This is a genomic window from Pseudomonas sp. NPDC087336, from assembly GCF_044744285.1.
In the GTDB taxonomy this organism is placed as follows: domain Bacteria; phylum Pseudomonadota; class Gammaproteobacteria; order Pseudomonadales; family Pseudomonadaceae; genus Aquipseudomonas.
The window spans coordinates 107022-124815 of sequence record NZ_JBIUYA010000010.1 but is presented as its reverse complement, the minus strand read 5'-3'; the positions used below and the strand labels follow the sequence as shown (position 1 = coordinate 124815).

Annotated in this window: 14 protein-coding genes; 11 read left to right on the top strand and 3 right to left on the bottom strand. The window is 62.8% G+C overall.

Features of this window, described 5'->3' with window-relative positions:
- Positions 1 to 9 precede the first annotated feature (9 nt).
- The 5 genes from ACIO0C_RS12615 (at position 10) to ACIO0C_RS12595 (ending at position 6752) form a co-directional block, all read left to right on the top strand.
- Positions 10 to 1179: an acyl-CoA dehydrogenase family protein gene (locus ACIO0C_RS12615; RefSeq protein WP_272602907.1), complete on the top strand. Its 1170-nt coding sequence runs from the start codon at positions 10 to 12 to the stop codon at positions 1177 to 1179.
- 53 nt (positions 1180 to 1232) lie between these two features.
- Positions 1233 to 2420, top strand: coding sequence for an acyl-CoA dehydrogenase family protein (locus ACIO0C_RS12610; RefSeq protein WP_008062508.1), 1188 nt, complete (start codon positions 1233 to 1235; stop codon positions 2418 to 2420).
- A 13-nt stretch (positions 2421 to 2433) separates the two neighbouring features.
- The gene (locus tag ACIO0C_RS12605) at positions 2434 to 3588 is read left to right on the top strand and encodes an acyl-CoA dehydrogenase family protein (protein ID WP_401312247.1); all 1155 of its coding nucleotides are present in this window, start codon (positions 2434 to 2436) and stop codon (positions 3586 to 3588) included.
- A gap of 4 nt (positions 3589 to 3592) precedes the next feature.
- Positions 3593 to 5281, top strand: a complete 1689-nt coding sequence (locus ACIO0C_RS12600; RefSeq protein WP_401312244.1) for a class I adenylate-forming enzyme family protein — start codon at positions 3593 to 3595, stop codon at positions 5279 to 5281.
- 88 nt (positions 5282 to 5369) lie between these two features.
- Positions 5370 to 6752 (top strand): DUF1329 domain-containing protein, encoded by a 1383-nt coding sequence (locus tag ACIO0C_RS12595; protein WP_401312241.1) that lies wholly within the window; start codon positions 5370 to 5372, stop codon positions 6750 to 6752.
- Between the two features lie 199 nt (positions 6753 to 6951).
- Here ACIO0C_RS12595 and ACIO0C_RS12590 read toward each other — a convergent pair whose 3' ends face one another.
- The 3 genes from ACIO0C_RS12590 to ACIO0C_RS12580 all read right to left on the bottom strand — a co-directional run bounded on the left by ACIO0C_RS12590 (position 6952) and on the right by ACIO0C_RS12580 (position 11332).
- Positions 6952 to 9081 (bottom strand): FAD-dependent oxidoreductase, encoded by a 2130-nt coding sequence (locus ACIO0C_RS12590; RefSeq protein WP_401312238.1) that lies wholly within the window; start codon positions 9079 to 9081, stop codon positions 6952 to 6954.
- Between the two features lie 68 nt (positions 9082 to 9149).
- Entirely contained in the window at positions 9150 to 9980 is an 831-nt protein-coding gene (locus tag ACIO0C_RS12585; RefSeq protein ID WP_008056593.1) for an alpha/beta fold hydrolase, read from the bottom strand.
- Between the two features lie 17 nt (positions 9981 to 9997).
- Positions 9998 to 11332: an MFS transporter gene (locus tag ACIO0C_RS12580; RefSeq protein ID WP_272602901.1), complete on the bottom strand. Its 1335-nt coding sequence runs from the start codon at positions 11330 to 11332 to the stop codon at positions 9998 to 10000.
- A 226-nt stretch (positions 11333 to 11558) separates the two neighbouring features.
- On the opposite strand from ACIO0C_RS12580, the gene ACIO0C_RS12575 reads away from it, so the two are divergent.
- The 6 genes from ACIO0C_RS12575 to ACIO0C_RS12550 are packed head-to-tail and all read left to right on the top strand — an operon-like array spanning position 11559 to position 17784.
- The gene (locus tag ACIO0C_RS12575; RefSeq protein ID WP_401312234.1) at positions 11559 to 12293 is read left to right on the top strand and encodes an SDR family NAD(P)-dependent oxidoreductase; all 735 of its coding nucleotides are present in this window, start codon (positions 11559 to 11561) and stop codon (positions 12291 to 12293) included.
- A gap of 14 nt (positions 12294 to 12307) precedes the next feature.
- Positions 12308 to 13081 carry an SDR family NAD(P)-dependent oxidoreductase gene (locus tag ACIO0C_RS12570; protein WP_401312232.1) on the top strand — a complete coding sequence of 258 codons (774 nt, stop codon included), beginning with the start codon at positions 12308 to 12310 and terminating at the stop codon, positions 13079 to 13081.
- Between the two features lie 5 nt (positions 13082 to 13086).
- Positions 13087 to 13716 (top strand): nuclear transport factor 2 family protein, encoded by a 630-nt coding sequence (locus tag ACIO0C_RS12565; RefSeq protein ID WP_401312230.1) that lies wholly within the window; start codon positions 13087 to 13089, stop codon positions 13714 to 13716.
- 9 nt (positions 13717 to 13725) lie between these two features.
- A complete protein-coding gene (locus ACIO0C_RS12560) occupies positions 13726 to 14802 on the top strand; it encodes an alkene reductase (RefSeq protein ID WP_401312227.1) in 1077 nt (358 codons plus the stop codon).
- 38 nt (positions 14803 to 14840) lie between these two features.
- Complete coding sequence (locus tag ACIO0C_RS12555; RefSeq protein WP_401312225.1) at positions 14841 to 16703, top strand: long-chain-acyl-CoA synthetase; 1863 nt, start codon at positions 14841 to 14843, stop codon at positions 16701 to 16703.
- A complete protein-coding gene (locus ACIO0C_RS12550) occupies positions 16696 to 17784 on the top strand; it encodes an MBL fold metallo-hydrolase (RefSeq protein WP_401312222.1) in 1089 nt (362 codons plus the stop codon). The genes ACIO0C_RS12555 and ACIO0C_RS12550 overlap by 8 nt, the downstream gene beginning before the upstream one ends.
- Positions 17785 to 17794: the final 10 nt, after the last annotated feature.

The following is a 17794-nucleotide window of genomic DNA, read 5'->3' as shown; positions in this document are numbered from 1 at the left end:
GAGCGTCTCATGTTCGTCGATCTCACCCCCGAACAACGTGCTCTGAGGCTCAAGGTCCGGGACTATTTCCAGAACCTGATGACCCCCGAGCTCCGCCAGCAAATGCGTGGCACCGAAGGCGGCGAGCTGTTTCGCCGTACCATCGCCCAGATCGGCCGTGATGGCTGGCTGGCCGTCGGCTGGCCCAAGGCTTACGGCGGCCAGGGCTACGCGGCCACCGAGCAGTTGATCTTCTTCGAAGAAGCCAACATTGCCGGTGCGCCATTGCCCTTCGTGACCATCAGCACGGTCGGCCCGGCCCTGATGGCGCATGGTTCGGCGCTGCAAAAGGAAAAATTCCTGCCCGGCATTGCCGCCGGCGAAATCAACTTTGCCATTGGTTACTCCGAAGCCAGTGCCGGCAGTGACCTGGCGGTACTCAAGACCACTGCCCGCGAAGATGCCGACGGCTTTGTGGTCAATGGCAGTAAACTCTGGACGTCGGGTGCCGACTCGGCCGACTACATCTGGCTGGCGGCGCGTACCGACCCTGAGCAGGCGCGGCACAAGGGTATCTCGATCCTGATTCTCGATACCCGGGCCGAAGGATTTTCCAGCACCCTGATTCCGACTTCCGGCAACCCCACGGCCGCCACGTATTACGATAACGTAAGGGTGCCGCGGAACATGCTGGTGGGCGAGTTGCACGGCGGCTGGAAACTCATCACCGCGCAACTCAACCACGAACGCCTGGGGCTGGGAGCATGGTCCGACAAAGTCGTCAGCCTGTTCAGCCGGGTCTACTTGTGGGCGCGTTGTGCCGATGAGCAGGGCCACCGCGCCACCGATCATGCCTGGGTACGGCGTGACCTGGCCGAGTGTTATGCAAGGCTTGAAGCCATGCGCCTGATCAACTTTCGCATCGCCGCCGACCTTGAGCGCGATCGCGTTGACGTCGCGCTGGCCTCCACGACCAAGGTCTATGGCTCGGAGTCGGCGATCGAGATCTTGCGCAAGTTGTCGGCCATTGTCGGTGCCAGCGGGCTGACCCGGGCAGGTTCTGCGGCAGCTTATCTGCTCGGCGAGCTGGAATATGAAGTGCGGGCGTCGGTCAACCTGACCTTTGGCGGCGGCACCAATGAAATCCAGCGCGAGTTGATCGCCCAGTTTGGCCTGGGGATGCCGCGTACCAGGCGCTGAGTCAGGCTGTACCCTTGATGCGAATAACAATAACGTCCCTTTCAGGTGAACGAATGAGCGCAATCGAACAATTCAGGCAAGCGACGCGCGACTGGCTGGAGGCCAATTGCCCAGCGTCGCTGCGCACCGCCACTCCCGAGGGCGAGATGGTCTGGGGTGGTCGTCATGTAGCCTTTCCCAATGAAGACGCCCGCCTCTGGTTCGAGCGTATGCGCGACAAAGGCTGGTTCTGTCCGCAATGGCCCAGCGAGTATGGCGGTGGTGGACTGAGCGCCGAATACAACGCCGTACTGGAAAGCGAACTGCGTCGGCTCAAATGTCGACCGGCGCAAATCAACCTGGGTATCTGGATGCTCGGTCCGGTGCTGCTGGAGTTCGGCAGCGAAGCGCAGAAGCAGGCGCTGTTGCCACCCATGTGCCGCGGTGAGGTGCGCTGGTGCCAGGGCTTTTCCGAGCCCAATGCTGGTTCCGACCTGGCCAGTTTGAAAACCTCGGCCATCGCCGATGGCGATGACTTCGTGGTTAATGGCACCAAGATCTGGACCTCCTACGGCGACAAATCCGACTGGATGTACGCCTTGGTGCGCACCGATCCCAAGGCGCCCAAGCACCAGGGCATCAGCCTGATCGTGCTGGACATGAAAAGCCCGGGAGTCAGCGTCTCGCCGATTGACCTGATCAGCGGCAAGTCGGCGTTTTGCCAGGTGTTCTTCGACAATGTGCGGGTCCCGCAGAGTCAGTTGATCGGGCCGCTCAACGGTGGCTGGAACCTGGGCAAGAGCCTGTTGCAGCATGAGCGCAGGGCCATGTCCAAGTTTGGCGAATTCAGCCTGCCGACACACTTTCATCTGCTGCCGTTGATCGAACGTTACCTGCCAGACAGCCAGTCTCCCGCTGACCAGGCCCTGCGCGCCCGCGCCCAGGCCTGCGCAATGGACGAACATGCCTACAACCTCACCGTGCAGCGCATGGGCGAGGAGGCCAGGGCTGGCCTGGACACCAGCGCGATCATGGCGATCATGAAGTTGGTGCATACCGAGCAGGAGCGCGACAAGTTCGAGATCCTCCTCGATGCCCTCGGCTATCGCGCGTTGGGCCTTGAAGGCGAGCCGTTCAGCAGCGAGGAACTGGCCGTCACCCGAGGCTGGCTCAACAGCTTTGCCCTGACCATCTCTGGCGGTTCGTCGGAAGTGCAGTTGAATGTCATCGCCAAGCGGGTCTTGAACCTGCCGAGTGTTTAAGGGGAGTGTGACCATGAGTCTGGTGTATAGCGAAGAGCAACGCCTGTTGGCGGACAGTGCTCGCGAGTTCCTGGCGGCGCGCAGCCCGGTAGCGGCGCAGCGGCGCCTACGAGACGAGGCCTGCGAACCCGGTTACGACCCGCAACTGTGGCAGGAGACAGTTGGCCTGGGCTGGAGCGCGATACCGTTTCCCGAGGCGCTGGGTGGACTGAATTTTGGATGCATGGGCCTGGGGCCGATTTTCGAGGCCATGGGTAGAAACCTGTCGGCCTCACCGCTGTTGTCCAGTGTGGTGCTCGGTGGCTCGCTGATTCATCTGGCAGGCTCTGCGGCGCAGCAGGATCAGTGGCTGACGGCGTTGATCAGCGGCGAACGGCGCATGGCCATGGCCCTGGATGAAAAACCGCGCCATGGGCCTGTGCACACGGCGCTGACGGCGACCGCCGAGTTCGGTGGCTATCGTCTGGACGGCGAGAAGTTCTTCGTGATCGATGGCCTGGGTGTCGATGCCTACCTGGTCGCTGCACGAACCGACGGCCAGGCGGGTGAAGAGCAGGGCATCAGCGTGTTCCTGGTGCCGGCAGACACGCCGGGGCTGCAGGTCAGTGCCCTGTCGTTGATCGACTCGCGCAATTACGCGCAGCTGCGTTTCAGTGCGGTGCAACTGGGCAGCGAAGCCTTGCTCGGTACCTTGGGGGCAGCGTGGCCAGCCCTGGATGAAGCGCTGGATCGGGGGCGTGCGTGCCTGGCTGCGGAGTTGCTTGGTGCCGCCGAGCAGTTGTTCGCCCTGACCCTGGATTACCTCAAGACCCGCGTGCAGTTTGATGCCTTGATCGGCTCGTTCCAGGCCTTGCAGCATCGTGCAGCGCGCTTGCATGTGGAACTGCAACTGGCCCGCAGCGCCGTGATGGCGGCGTTGTCTGCGCTCGACGACAGCGCCTTGAGCGCGGCTGAACGTGGGCGCCTGGTGAGCCTGGGCAAATGGAAAGCGGGCGAAGCCGCTGCCCGGATCAGCAATGAAGCAGTGCAGATGCACGGCGGTATCGGTGTCACCGACGAACTGGATGTGGGCCTTTACCTCAAGCGGATTCGCGTGGTCCAGGCGTGTCTGGGCGACAGTGATTTCCAGTGTGCGCGCTACGCCGCTTTCGAGTCTTTGGAGAAGTGAAAACATGAAGCTGGAACAGTGGCGCAAAGCCTGGCAGCAGTTGATCGGCCCGGGATCGCCGTACGAGGTGGTGACTTCGCCCAACGTTAACCTGCGGTATTTTCGCCATGCACCACCCAACCTGCTCGATGCCATCGATGCAGGTCGCGTGCACGGTGACCGTGAGTTTCTGGTGTGGGAGCAGGAGCGGCTGACGTTCGCCGGATTTTTCGACCAGGTCGATCGGCTGGCCGCACAACTGTCCCAACGTTTTGCGGTAAAGCAGGGCGATCGGGTGGCTATCGCCATGCGGAACCAGCCGGCCTGGCTGGTGGCCTTTGTCGCGGTGCAACGGTGCGGCGCGGTGTGTGTACCCCTGAACAGTTGGGGCCTGCGCGACGAGCTGTTCCATGGCCTGCAGGACAGTGGCGCCCAGGTGCTGGTGTGTGACGAGCAGCGCCTGCGACTGCTGGCGGGCGACGTGCTCAACGATGGACTGGTCAGCATTGTGGTCGGTGTGCAGGAAGGGCAAACGCTGGCGCCCAACTGCCAGCGTTTTGAGGCGTTGATCAAGGCCCCGGTGTTGGCGTTGCCGGCCATCACCATCGACCCCGATGACCCGGCGCTGATTCTCTATACCTCCGGTACCACCAGTCGGGCCAAGGGTGTGCTGTCAAGCCACCGCGCCATTTGCCAGGCGCTGACGGCCCTGGAGTTTCAGTCAGCGTTCTGCGCCGTAAGTTCGCCCGAGCGCATCCAGGCGGTGATCGATAGCGGCCTGGCGCCGACCAACCTGATGGCGGTGCCGCTGTTCCATGTCAGCGGCCTGCACGCGCAGTTTCTGCTGGCCCTGCGCAGCGGGCGACGCTTGTTGCTGATGTACAAGTGGGACGTCGACAAGGCCTTTGACCTGATTCGCGACGAGCGCTGCACCCAGTTCAACGGTGCACCGGTGATGATGCAGCAATTGCTCGGCTCGCCACGCTTTGACAGCACCGACAGCGACAGCCTCTACGGCCTTGGCCTGGGAGGGGCGCTGGCGCCGAGCCGGCTGCTGGCGCAGATCAGCAAGCGCAAGCCCAAGGCGATTGGCGGCAGTGGTTACGGCCTGACCGAGAGCAACGGCATCGGAGCGGCGGTGGGTGGCGATCAGTTCGTGTACAAACCCGATTCGGTGGGCTGGCCGTTGCCGATCGTTGATGTGTGCATCGGTCCCGACCCGTATTCGCCGCTGCCAGCAGGGCAAAGCGGCCTGATCTGGCTGCGTTCGCCAACGCTGATGAGCGCCTACTGGCGCTTGCCCGAAGCCAGTGCCCAGACGTTGCAGGACGGCTGGCTGGACACCGGTGACATAGGCCTGCTGGACGACGAGGGCTTCCTCTACATCACCGACCGTGCGAAGGACCTGATCAACCGTGCGGGGGAAAAGATTTCCGCCAGTGAAGTGGAGTCCTGTATCTGCGAAATGCCCGGGGTCGTTGAAGCGGCCGCCTTTGCGGTGGCCGATGAGGAGTTGGGTGAGCGCCTGGTGCTGGTATTGCGCAGCGAACTTGATCCGGCGCCGACCCGGGAGCAGGTGTGTGCCTTTATCGGCCAGCGCCTTGCCGCCTACAAGGTACCAGCCGAGGTACATGGTTTTCATGAGCCGCTGCCACGTAATGCGTCGGGCAAATTGATCAAGGCACAGATCCGTGAATTATTGGTCAGTGCCTGACTGATTAGTCTTTCCGGACGATGTTCTCCCCAGCAGATCAGGAACAATGGAGTACCCCAGTAGTCCTGGTCTGCGAAGGAGCCAATCGATGAAAATAACAACAAAAGGCGTGATGTTCGTAGCTGCAGTGGCCGCCAATGTCGGCCTGCAAGGCAACGCACTTGCGCAAGTATCGCCGCAAGAGGCTGCCAAACTCGGCAAGGAGCTGACCTGTGTCGGTGCCGAGAAAGCCGGCAACGCCGAAGGCACCATCCCGCCCTACACCGGCAAGTACCTCGGCGAGGTACCAGGCTGGAATCACGTGAAGTTTTCCGGCAGCCAGCCGGTCGACCCCTACGCTTCCGAAAAGCCGATCCTGGTGATCACCGCGCAGAATATGAGCCAGTACGAAAGCCATTTGACCGAAGGTCAGAAGGCCCTGCTCAAGCGCTACCCAACCACCTACAAGATGAACATCTACCCAGGTCATCGTGACTTCCGCTACCCGGACTATGTTTGCGAACGGGCAATGAAAAACGCCTTGAACGCCAAGCTGGTCGACGACGGCATGGGCATCGAAGGGATCGGCCAGATACCGTTTCCGATCCCGAAAAGCGGCATGGAGCTGCTGTGGAACCACCAGTTGCCGGCGCGTGCCTACACCGAAGAAAAGGTCAGTGATCTGGCGTCAGTCCTGCCTAACGGCAGCATCGGCTGGGGTCGTGCCCATGCGCGAAATCTCTCGCAAGCCAACTCGCCGACAGTCGAGCCCAAGACTGAAGGCGCGATACAGGCCATGAGCTGGAACACCACGCTCAAACCGGCGCGCGACAACGGTGTGGTGAGTATTTCGCAGGAACCCTACAACTTCCTCACCAACCCGCGTCAGGCCTGGAGCTACAGCCCCTCCACCCGGCGTGTACGGCAGTTGCCTGGCTACGGTTACGATCAGCCCATGATCGGTACCAACGGCACCATGACTGTCGACGAAGACCGTCTTTACAACGGCTCGCCCGAGCGTTTCAACTGGACGCTGGTCGGCAAGCGTGAAATCTACGTACCGGCCAACGCTTTCAAGCCGAACACCGGTGACGTCAAGTACGCCGACATCCTCACCCCCAACCACCCCAACCCCGACTACATGCGCTATGAGCTGCGCCGTGTCTGGGTGCTTGAGGCCAAGTTGAAAGAGGGCTACCGCCATGTCTACGGCAAGCGTGTGCTGTTTATTGACGAAGACACCTGGAACTCGGTGGTTTCGGACAACTATGACAGCCGTGGCGCGCTGTGGAAGCATGCGATGATCAACTACTACTACCACCCTGACATGAGCGCGTGGCAGGCCGGTTCGCAGTTCTTCATGGACCTGAACTCAGGGCAGTACACCGGCTACGCCATGACCAACGAGTCTAAGAAGGGGCCGATTCTCAACGAAGCCAAGTTCACCCCGGACATGTACACCGCGGATGCGGCACGAGCGATGGGGCGCTAACGGCACTGATCATGTGAAGGTAAAAAAACCCAGGTGAAAACCTGGGTTTTTTTGGCTTGAGCGACCTCATTGCAGGGCTGTTCGAGGTCCATTGTGTGCGAGCCTGCTCGCGAAAAAAATCCAGACACCGCGACCATTCAGACAGTGCGCGTTATCGTTGACATCCATCGCGAGCAGGCTCGCTCCTGCAGTCCGGGCTTCAGGCTTCTCGTCCGGCGCGGTTGCCGGTTGCGATGGCGCCTTCGATGTAACCCACGTTCTGGCAGTCACCAATATTGACGACCTTGAATCCAGCGTTGCCCAGCGCATCACCCAGGGTGGTGTCAGGTGTTGCACCGCTGGCCAGCACCACCGAGTCACCGCGTACCTCGGCGGCTTCACCTTCGGCCGTTTGATAACGGACGCGATTGCCCTCGATGGCGGTCACCGTCACGCCGGTCAGCAGCTGACCGCCATGCACGCGGATGCCATGCAGCACACGCCAGCGGCGCACGATCGCCAGTTCCCGACCCAGGTGGCCGGTGCTTTCCAGCACACAGACCTGACGCCCGCGGGCGATCAGGAACTCCGCCAGTTCCAGCCCCACCAGCCCACCACCGATAATGGTCACGCGCTTGCCCAAGGGCATCCACACCCGCGACAACTTTTGCATGGCCTCGGTGCTGTTGGTGACACCGATCAGGTTGCCGGCCTTCATCAAGGTGCGCTGCGTCAGCGATAGCTTGCGCTTGGCGATGTCCTCGGCACGGTCGCCGGTCATCAAGCGGCGCAGTTCATCGCCACTCCACACGTGATTCTGATCGGCCCCGGGGATGTCCGGGGCCGCGCGTTGAGCGCCGGTGGCGACAATCACCTGATCGACGCCCAGGTCACGCAGCAAGGCCGCGTCCACACAGGTCTGCAAATGCACATCAATGGGCAATTGCTGTACCTGGTACAGCAAGTTGTCCAGCAGACGGCCGTTCTCGGGGTAGGCCAGGGCGGCAAAGAACAGCGTGCCACCCAAGCGGTCACTGCGTTCGAACAGCGTCACCCGATGTCCGCGCAAGGCCGCCACGCGCGCCGCTTCAAGACCCGCCGGGCCACCACCGATCACCGCCACATGCTGCGCGGTGGCCACCGGACCGATGATTCGCTCGGCTTCATGCCCGGTTTGTGGATTGACCGCGCATTTGACCCGCTCATTGATAAAGATCTGGCTGACGCACACGTAGCAATAAATGCACGGGCGAATAGCCTGCAGCTGACCGGATACCAGCTTGTTCGGCAGCTGCGAATCGGCCAGCAGTTTGCGACCCATGGCGATGAAATCGCACTGGTCAGCGGCAATGGCCGTTTCGCCGGTTTCGGGCTCGATACGTCCGACGGCAATCACTGGAATGCTCACACACTGTTTGATTGCAGCTGTCCATTCGAGAAACGCGCCAGGCTTTTGTACCAGCGGCGCCTCGGTAAACGCCACGCCACTGGTAGTCGCGGCATAGGCTGAGACGCTGACCGCATCGGCGCCAGCAACTTCAGCCAGGCGCGCTACCGCCTTGGCATCGTCGAGGGTGATGCCGCCGGGGGTGAGCATCTCTTCGGCATCCAGGCGCAGCCAGACGCCAAAGCCTGCACCCACCCGAGCGCGCACGGCGGCCAGCACTTCAAGCAGCAAGCGCGCACGATTTTCCAGCGAACCCCCATACGCATCATCACGGCGGTTGTAATACGCCGACAGAAAGCCGGCGATGATGTAGTTGTGCGCGGCGTGGATCTCCACGCCATCGAAACCGGCGCGTTGCGCCCGTTCGGCGGCGGCGGCAAACCATTCGACCATCTGTGCGATGTCGTCCTGGTCCATCACCCGCATCTCTATCCCGCCTTTGCGACCGCGCACGGCGCTGACAAACGAGGCAAGCTCCTCGGGAGTCAAGGCTTGCATCATGTCCGAACTGCTGGCCGGTGGAATCGACGGCACCCACAGCGGACGGCCCGCGGCCATGTCGCGTATGGCGTTCTTGCCGGCGTGCTGCAGTTGCATGGCGATCTTCGCACCGTGCTTGTGCACGCGCTCGGCCAGGCGGCTCAGGCCCGGAATGAACTCATCGGAGGAAACCCCGACCTGGTACGGTTCGGCGGTGCCGGCGGGAAAGGCGATGGCGCACACGCCCATGATCAACAGCCCGGCACCACCCTCGGCACGTGCTTCATAGTAGGCCTGGATACGTTCGCCACAGTGTCCATCAGCTTCGGCAAAGTTGGAGCCCATGGGCGCCATGATGATGCGGTTACGCAGTTGGAGGGGACCAATGTTGCCGGGGGCGAGCAAGTGGGGAAATTTTGTCATTGTCATGTCAGCCCATAGTGGAGGCCAGTGCGTGCAACAGCGGCAAGGCTGCCGCTGTTGCAGGGTGCTCAGGCTTGGCGCAGGAACTCGAGGCAGGAACGGTTGAACAGCTCACGGTGCTCCACCTGAACCCAATGTCCGCAACGATTGAGCACAATAAAGCGGGCGTCCGGGGCGTTGTCGAGCACTTTCATGGCGCCGCCGACCGGGTTGAAATTGTCGTTGGTGCCCCAGAAGCCAAGAATGGGGACGCGCAGCTCTTCAAGGCGCTCGGTCATGTTTGGCACCATCATGGTCGAGAACAGGCAGTGCGGCTGGTGCCGGGCCACCGCGACGCGCTCGGCCAGCAGGCTGTCGGGCAGCTGCGAGGCATCGAACAGTTGCAGGCTCATGATCTGGCGCATCTTGTCGATATCGAGCGGGCCGGCATTGAACAGTTCGACCATGCGCTGGATGCCGATCTTGGCGAAATAGGTTTCCCGTTCCTCGACACCGCCGGGTGCCATCAGGATCAGCTTTTCGAGCAGTTGCGGCTGCGCCAGGCCCAGGCCGATGGCGATGGCGCCTCCCAGTGAATTGCCCAGCAGGGTGCAGCGCTGGACATCGAGGGCGTTGAGCAGGCCGGACACCGCATTGACGAAGAAGTCCAGGTTGTACTGGACGTTGTCGGGTTTGTCCGAACGGCCGAAGCCGGGCAGGTCGATCACCAGGTTGCGAAAGCCGGCGGCGACAAAGTCGGGGTAATTGCCCTTGAAGTTGCTGTAGCCACTGGCGCCTGGCCCACTGCCGTGCAACCAGACCACGACAGGGCCGCTGCCTTCATCCAGGTAGTGCAGGCGCAAGCCACTGTCGAGGGTGACGAAATGGCCAATGGGCAAGGGTAGGTCTTGTTCTGACATCTTCGAATCTCCATTCATCAGGCGGTTACTGCAGTTTCAGGGGCGGTCATCGGCGGTGCCGATCGCAATATTTGAGCGCGGTAGCGGGGCAGGGCCAGGCCCAGGAAGACGGTCGACAGCATCAGCATCGAGATCGACGAAGCCAGGGCGTAGCGCAGGGCTTCGGTGCCCAGGGTCGGTGCGAACAGGTCACTGAGCACTCCGATCAACAACGGGCCAACGCCAACCCCCAGCAAGGTCATGGCCATGACGAAGATCGACGTGGCCTGGGCCAGGCGGGCAGCGGGGAACAAATGGGTCACGGCGCCCAGGCACGGAGTCGCCCACCAGGTGCCGAAGAAGGCAAAGCCGGCATAGAACACGAACGCGGTGGGCACCGGGGTACTGCCCAGATGAAACAGGATGCCGGTTGGCCAGAGGAAATACGCCAGCCCGAACGGGATGCTGACCAGGGTGGCGAGCAGCGGCACACCAATCTGCCAGCCGGCGTCGCGGCGGGCCATGCGGTCGGAAATGATGCCGCAGGCCAGGGTGCCGAACGTGGCGCCAGTGCCGCCAACCACACCCACCAGGAAACCCGCGTCCTGCAGGTTCAAGCCGTGGGAGCGGATCAGAAAGCTCGGGCTCCAGGTGCCTATCGCATAACCGGCGATGGCGCTGGACGCACCGGTCAGCACCAGCCACAGAAATGACGGGGTTTCCATCAGCTTGGCCATGGTTTTGGCCCAGCCTTCCTGGATCACTTCGACCTGGGTTCGCGCCTGGCTTGCAACGGCTGGCGCGCGCACCGTGAGGCACAGCAACAGGCCGAGCACAATGCCTGGCACGCCAACGATCACGAACGCCGAACGCCAGCCGTAGTGCTGGGCGATCCAGCCACCAAAACCGAGGCCGAAAATGGCGCCGAAGCTTGAACCCAGCATGAGGATGGACAACGCCGTCGAGCGGTTTTTGGCCGGGTACAGCTGCGAAATCATCGCGACCGAAGGTGCCGTGCCTCCGGCTTCGCCGATCGCTACGCCGATCCGCGCCAGGACCAGCAGCCAGAAGCTGGTGGCCAGGCCGCAGGCCATGGTCATGAAACTCCAGGCGATACAGCAGGCGGCAATCACCGGCTTGGGCCCAATACGGTCGGAGAGCCGTCCCAGCGGAAACCCGAACAGGGTGTAGAACACCGCGAAGGTCACGCCCGACAGCAATCCTATGCCGGTGTCGGAGATGCCGAACTCTGCCTTGACCGGTTCGATCAGGATCGCCATCAACAGCCGATCGATGTAGTTGAAGATGTAAATCACGGCCAGCACGAACAGTGCGTAGTGGGTATGCCAGGTGACGCGGATGGAAGAGTTCACAACGGGTGCTCCCGGTTTTGTTCTAGTGAGCAGGAGTGTCACCCGAATCAAGGTCCGGCACATCGTCCATTCAGACCACTCGCATGCGGGCCGTCGAGTAACCGCCATGGCGTAGTCTCATCGGACGATGTTGCCACTTCGTCCAGGGTTAATGATTCATCCCGTGCTCGATCATCAAGCCAGGCTGTGGCGGTGATCGGGGTAGCCAAGGCGCGGGAGAACAACGATGAAGCTAGCGAACAAAGTGGCCCTGATTACGGGTGCCGGGCAGGGCATGGGCCGGGCGATTGCCCGCAGCTTTGCCCAGGCTGGCGCACGGGTGGTGGTGGCCGACATCAACCTGCAGGCCGCCCGGGAGACGATCGAAGGCCTCGGTGAAGAGGCGCTGGCCCTGACTTGCAACGTCGCCGACAGTGCCTCGGTGGCGGCGGCCATGGAAATGCTCGAAGCCCGCTTTGGCGGCCTCGACATTCTGGTCAACAACGCCGGTGTCGGCTCGGTCGATGCCTTTGTCGACACCCCTGACGAGCATTGGCAGCGGGTGATTGGCGTGAACCTCACGGGCACCTTTCTGTGCAGCCGTGAAGCGGTGCGCCTGATGCAAAAACACGGCAGCCGCGGCGCCATCATCAATATTTCCAGCACCGCGGCAATGACCGGCGAAGGCCCGAGCCATTACTGCGCAGCCAAGGCCGGTGTGATGGGGCTTACCCGCAGCATGGCCCGGGAGTTGGCAGCCAGCGGGATCCGCGTCAACACCCTGGTTCCGGGGCCGACCAACACGCCGATGATGGCTGACATTCCCGAGGACTGGATGCAGAGCATGCTCAAGGCCATCCCCCTGGGTCGCATGGGTGAAGCCGACGAGATTGCCCGGGCTGCAGTGTTCCTGGCCAGCGACGACGCTAGCTTCATCACCGGACAGAACCTCGCCGTCAACGGCGGCATGGCCTTCATTTGAACCGGGAGCAGGGCATGAGCACACGACTGCAAGGCAAGATCGCTTTCATCACAGGTGGGGGTTCCGGCATCGGTGCCGCCACCGCCCGGCGCTTCGCCGAGGAGGGCGCCACCGTGGTGCTCTGCGGGCGTAACCAGGCGCCACTGCAAGCGGTGGCGAGTGCCATACGCGACGCCGGCGGGCAGGCGCACTGCAGCGTCGCCGACGTCAGTGACGAGCAGGCTTTTGTCGGCGCGATCGAAGCGGCGGCGCGCCTTCACGGGCGCCTGGATATCCTCGTCAACAACGCCATGGCCTACACCTGGGGTGCCATCGACAGCACCTCGACCGCCGACTGGCACGCCAACTTCAGCACCACCGTGGACGGCACCTTCTGGGGCACACGCACGGCCATGGCGCTGATGAAAGCCCAGGGTGGCGGTGCCATCGTCAATATCGCCTCCATCTGCGGATTGTTCGGTACGCCCTGGATGGCCGGCTATTCGGCGGCCAAGGCGGCGGTGATCAACTTCAGTCGTGCGGCCGCCAGCGAAGGGGCCGCCAATAAAATCCGCTGCAATGTGGTGATTCCCGGCGTCATCGAAACCCCGGCAACGGCGGGCATGCTGTCCGACGAAAAGGCTCGTGGCAACACCGAGAAGTTGATTCCGCTGCGGCGCATCGGCCAGCCGCAGGAAGTGGCCAACGCGATCTTGTTTCTGGCCAGTGACGAGGCGTCCTATATCACCGGCGCGTGCGTGCCGGTGGATGGCGGGCGCAGCTCGGAACTCTACACGGTGGTGGAGTGATGAGCATGGAGCCGAACACCTTGCTGGCCCGTATCGATCGGCTTGAGTCGATTGAAGAAATACGTCAACTGGCGGCCAAGTACTCGCTGTCGCTGGACATGCGCGACCTCGACGCCCACGTCAACCTGTTTGCCGAAGACATCCGCGTGGGTCGCGAGAAGACCGGCCGCGCGCACCTCAAGGCCTGGGTCGATTCCACGTTGCGCGACCAGTTCAGCGGCACGTCCCATCACCTGGGCCAGCACATCATCGAACTGCTCGATGCCGATAACGCCGTGGGCGTGGTGTATTCGAAGAATGAGCATGAGACGGGCCCGGAGTGGGTCACCATGCAAATGCTTTATTGGGATGACTACCAGCGCATCGATGGCCGTTGGTATTTCCGCCGTCGACTGCCGTGCTACTGGTACGCCAGCGACCTCAACAAGCCGCCCATTGGTGAGCGAAAAATCCGCTGGCCGGGACGTGAACCCTATGCCGGCACCTTCCATGACCTGTTCCCGTCCTGGGCCGAGTTCTGGGCCAGACGCCCGGACAAGGATCAGTTGCCCGACGTCGCTCCGGCCGCGCCCCTGGAACACTTTCTAGCCACCCTGCGACGCGGTGCTGCGGCACCGAAGATTCGTGTGCGCTGAGGATTTGCGATGAGCATTTTGTTTGAACCCCTGCGCCTGGGCGAGCTGCAGCTGAGCAACCGTATCGTCATGGCGCCAATGACCCGCAGCCGCGCCAGCGTGCACGCGGTGCCGACGGCAGAAATGGTCGACTACTACCGCCAGCGTGCCAGTGCCGGGCTGATCATTGCCGAAGGCACGGCGCCGTCGGCCGATGGCCTGGGTTATTGCCGCACGCCGGCCATCTATGACAGCGCGCAGATTGAGGGCTGGCGCCAGGTCACTCGCGCGGTGAACAACGCCGGTGGGCGGATGGTGCTGCAGTTGATGCATGTGGGCCGTGTCGCCTGCTGGCAAAACAAACCGACCGGGGCGCGGACCGTCGCGCCTTCGGCCATCCGTGCGCGCACGCAATTGTTCAGTGACGGCGTGTTCACTGACGGCGCCGGTCTGGTCGATACCGATGAGCCCGAGGCGCTGAGCCTGGAAGCAATCGCCGGGGTGATCGAGCAATACCGACGCGCCGCCTTGAATGCCCGCGAAGCCGGCTTCGAGGGGGTCGAGCTGCATTGCACCAGCGGCTACCTGCCCATGCAATTCATGGCGTCGAGCAGCAACCGGCGCAGCGATGGTTATGGCGGTACGGTCGAGAACCGTGTGCGCTTTGCGGCCGAGGTGCTGGCGGCCATGGCCACCGCCATCGGACCTGGACGCGTGGGACTTCGGATGTGCCCGGGCAACCCGTACAACGACATCAGCGACGTTGACCCGGCCGGCACCGCGCAAGCCCTGTGCCGCCAGATCGAACCGCTCGGCCTGGCCTATCTGCACATCATGCGCTCGCCGCTGGCGCATCTGGATGCCTTTGACCTGGCCCGTCGGCATAGCTCCAGCGCGCTGATTCTCAACGACGGATTCGACGGGCCTTCAGCCGCCGCTGCACTAGACGCCGGGCAGGGCGCCGCCGTCTCGTTCGCCCGGCATTTCATCGGCAACCCGGACCTGGTCGAGCGCCTGCGCGCAGGCTTGCCGCTGGCCGGTTTCGACCGCAAGACACTTTATACCCAGGGATCGCGTGGCTATTCGGACTATCCGGATCGAGCCTGAGGCGCGTGCTTGAACAACAGGATTTATCGGAGGTAGGGATGAACAATTTCAACAACGCAAGCCTGCTGTCCAGTGCCGACCGCGGCGTCGTGCCGCGCGAGCAGACCCAGGCCATCCTCGATCGCCGGGCCGAAGCCAGCGCGCGGATCAAACCGGCGGATCGCTATACCCTGGCCGATCGCCTCGAAGAGCAGGCCCGGCGCCACGGCGAGCGGCCTTTCCTCATCTATGGCGAGCAGCGCCTGAGTTTTGCCAGGATCAATGCCGAGGCCGACCGCCTGGCCCACGTCTTTCATGCGCGGGGTCTGCGCCCCGGTAATGTCTGCGCGCTGGCCATGGAGAACCGCCCGGAATTTTTCTGCAGCTGGTTCGGCCTGGTCAAACTGGGTGTGGTGGTGGGCTTCGTCAACACCCAGGTCAGCGGTCGGCCGCTGGTGCATGCCCTGGAGGCCATTGCCGCCAAGGCGATGATCGTCGGCGAAGAGGTGCTGGGCAATTTCCTCGCGACCGAAGGCTTGCCGCCGTTGCCCTTGTGGCTGGTGGAGGATGCCGAGCAGCCGTGGACGGGCGCCATGCCCGCGCACGTCGATACCCGCCTGGGTGAAGCGCTGGCCAAGGCGCCGAGCACGCCATTCCCACGGGACCTGCGCGCCGACCTCAGCGCCGAGACCCCAAGCTTGCTGATTTTTACCTCGGGCACAACGGGCCTGCCCAAAGCTGCGCGTTACAGCCATATGCGCTGGATGTCGACGGGCGACATCATGGAAGTCACCCTGCTGACCACGCCCCAGGACGTGTTCTATTGCTGCCTGCCGCTGTACCACGGTGCAGCCGCCACGTCGGTGACCTCTACCGCGCTGAAAACCGGCGCGGCAATTGTGGTGCGGCGCAAATTCAGTGTCCGGGAGTTCTGGAGCGACGTACGCAAGCATCAGATCAGCGTGTTCCAGTACATCGGTGAAATCTGTCGCTACCTGCTCAACCAACCCGAGGTCGCCGGCGAACGTGAGCACGGGTTGCGCTGCATGCTCGGCGCCGGGTTATCCCGTGAGACCTGGCAGAACTGGGTGCAGCGCTTCGGGCCGATCCAGGTGTTCGAGGGCTGGGGTTCCACCGAGTCCAATACCAACGTGGTCAACGTCGACAATTACCTGGGCGCCTGCGGTCGTGTGCCGTTCTGGGACAAAAGCAACCTGCGCCTGGTGCGCTATGACGTTGAAACCGACAGCTATCCACGGGACGAACATGGCTTTTACCAGTTGTGCGAAGTGGGCGAGGTGGGCGAAGCCCTGGGCTTGATCATCAGTCATCCGGAGATCGGCGGCGGGCGCTTCGAGGGCTACACCTCGGCCGAGGCCACCGACAGCAAGATTCGCCGCAATGTGTTCAGTCAGGGGGATGCCTATTGGAGCTCGGGTGACCTGTTGCGTTTTGATGAGGATGGTTACCTCTACTTTATCGACCGCATCGGCGACACCTTCCGCTGGAAGAGCGAGAACGTCTCCACCCTGGAGGTGGCGGCTGCGCTGGGGGATTTTGCCGGGCTTGAACTGATCAATATCTATGGTGTGCAGGTGCCAGGGCAGGAGGGCCGCGCCGGTATGGCGGCGGTCTTGATGCAGCCAGGGAAAACCTTCGATCCCGAAGCGTTTTATGCGCTGACGCAGGCGCGGTTGCCACGTTATGCCGCGCCGGTGTTCGTGCGCGTTTCAGCGGCGGCCGATCTGACCAGCACCTTCAAGTTGCGCAAGGTGGACCTGCAGCGCCAGGGCTATGCACCGACGGCATTCAGCGACCCACTGTTCATTCGCGACGAAAGCCGCGGCAGCTATGTGCCGTACAGCACACAAGCGCTCGACCGGGTTGGCCTGGCCGCCTTTGCGGGTGACAGCCATGAGTAACCTGGATGCCCAAGGGCATGAATGGCGCTCGGGCCTGCGCTTTCCCTGGCCGCAGCCGCCCGCCAACGGCGCGGTGCAGCAGGTCGCCGAGGGGCTGCTGTGGCTGCGCATGCCGCTGCCGTTCGGGCTCGACCATATCAACCTGTATCTGCTGCGTCATGATCAGGGTTGGGTGGCGGTCGATACCGGGCTCAACAATGCGCAGACCCGCGAAGTCTGGGAAGGGCTGTTTGACACGGCGTTGGGTGGTTTGCCCCTGGTCGCGGTGATTTGCACGCACTTTCACTCCGATCACGTCGGGGTGCTCGGCTGGTTGAGCGAGCGCTTCCGCTGCCCGGTGTTCATGAGCGCCAGTGAATACCAGGCCATGCATCAGTTGGGCACGCAGAGCGACGTCAGCAGCAGTTGGGCGTTTCGCGAGCATTACCAGCGCGCCGGTTTCAGTACCGAGCAGACCGAGGCGTTGTTTCCGCTGCTCGGTTCGGCGCACTTTCGCCCGCAGGTGCCAACCAGCTTCAGGCGTTTGAGCGAAGGCAGTCAGCTGACCATCGGCGGGCGTCGCTGGCAGGTGCGGATTGGCCGCGGCCATTCGCCGGAACATGCCTGCCTGTACTGCGCCGAGGACGGCCTGCTGATCTCGGGCGATCAAGTGCTGCCGCGCATCACTTCCAGTGTCTGCGTCCAGGTGACCGAACCCGATGCCGATCCGTTGCGTGACTGGCTGGACTCGGTCGAATGCCTGCGCAGCGTGCCCGATAGCGTGCTGGTGCTGCCAGCGCATGAGCGCCCGTTTTTCAACCTCCATCAGCGCCTTGACCAACTGCGTGACCATCACCAGGAGCATTTGCAGCGCCTGCTGGATGCCTGCACGGCGCCGCGCAGTGCCGTGCAACTGATGGCGGTGCTGTTTCCGACGGTCAAGGGGCGCTTCGATGAATTGATGGCCATCGGCGAAACCCTGGCCCATGTCAATTACCTCATCGCCCAAGGGCACTTGGTGCGTGAAGAAACAGCCGGCGTGTTCCGTTACGGACGCACGCCAGAAGGTGTCACCGCTCAGTCTGTGCTAGGGCAGCTCTGAGCGGGCATGG

What these genes read in the sequence shown, in the direction of transcription:
- ACIO0C_RS12585 (WP_008056593.1), bottom strand. Translation starts at nt 9,980, where the DNA reads ATGTCAGAACAAGACCTACCCTTGCCCATTGGCCATTTCGTCACCCTC.
- ACIO0C_RS12560 (WP_401312227.1), top strand. Translation starts at nt 13,726, where the DNA reads ATGAGCATTTTGTTTGAACCCCTGCGCCTGGGCGAGCTGCAGCTGAGC.
- ACIO0C_RS12615 (WP_272602907.1), top strand. Translation starts at nt 10, where the DNA reads ATGTTCGTCGATCTCACCCCCGAACAACGTGCTCTGAGGCTCAAGGTC.
- ACIO0C_RS12550 (WP_401312222.1), top strand. Translation starts at nt 16,696, where the DNA reads ATGAGTAACCTGGATGCCCAAGGGCATGAATGGCGCTCGGGCCTGCGC.
- ACIO0C_RS12600 (WP_401312244.1), top strand. Translation starts at nt 3,593, where the DNA reads ATGAAGCTGGAACAGTGGCGCAAAGCCTGGCAGCAGTTGATCGGCCCG.
- ACIO0C_RS12555 (WP_401312225.1), top strand. Translation starts at nt 14,841, where the DNA reads ATGAACAATTTCAACAACGCAAGCCTGCTGTCCAGTGCCGACCGCGGC.
- ACIO0C_RS12610 (WP_008062508.1), top strand. Translation starts at nt 1,233, where the DNA reads ATGAGCGCAATCGAACAATTCAGGCAAGCGACGCGCGACTGGCTGGAG.
- ACIO0C_RS12575 (WP_401312234.1), top strand. Translation starts at nt 11,559, where the DNA reads ATGAAGCTAGCGAACAAAGTGGCCCTGATTACGGGTGCCGGGCAGGGC.
- ACIO0C_RS12590 (WP_401312238.1), bottom strand. Translation starts at nt 9,081, where the DNA reads ATGACAAAATTTCCCCACTTGCTCGCCCCCGGCAACATTGGTCCCCTC.
- ACIO0C_RS12570 (WP_401312232.1), top strand. Translation starts at nt 12,308, where the DNA reads ATGAGCACACGACTGCAAGGCAAGATCGCTTTCATCACAGGTGGGGGT.
- ACIO0C_RS12595 (WP_401312241.1), top strand. Translation starts at nt 5,370, where the DNA reads ATGAAAATAACAACAAAAGGCGTGATGTTCGTAGCTGCAGTGGCCGCC.
- ACIO0C_RS12605 (WP_401312247.1), top strand. Translation starts at nt 2,434, where the DNA reads ATGAGTCTGGTGTATAGCGAAGAGCAACGCCTGTTGGCGGACAGTGCT.
- ACIO0C_RS12565 (WP_401312230.1), top strand. Translation starts at nt 13,087, where the DNA reads ATGGAGCCGAACACCTTGCTGGCCCGTATCGATCGGCTTGAGTCGATT.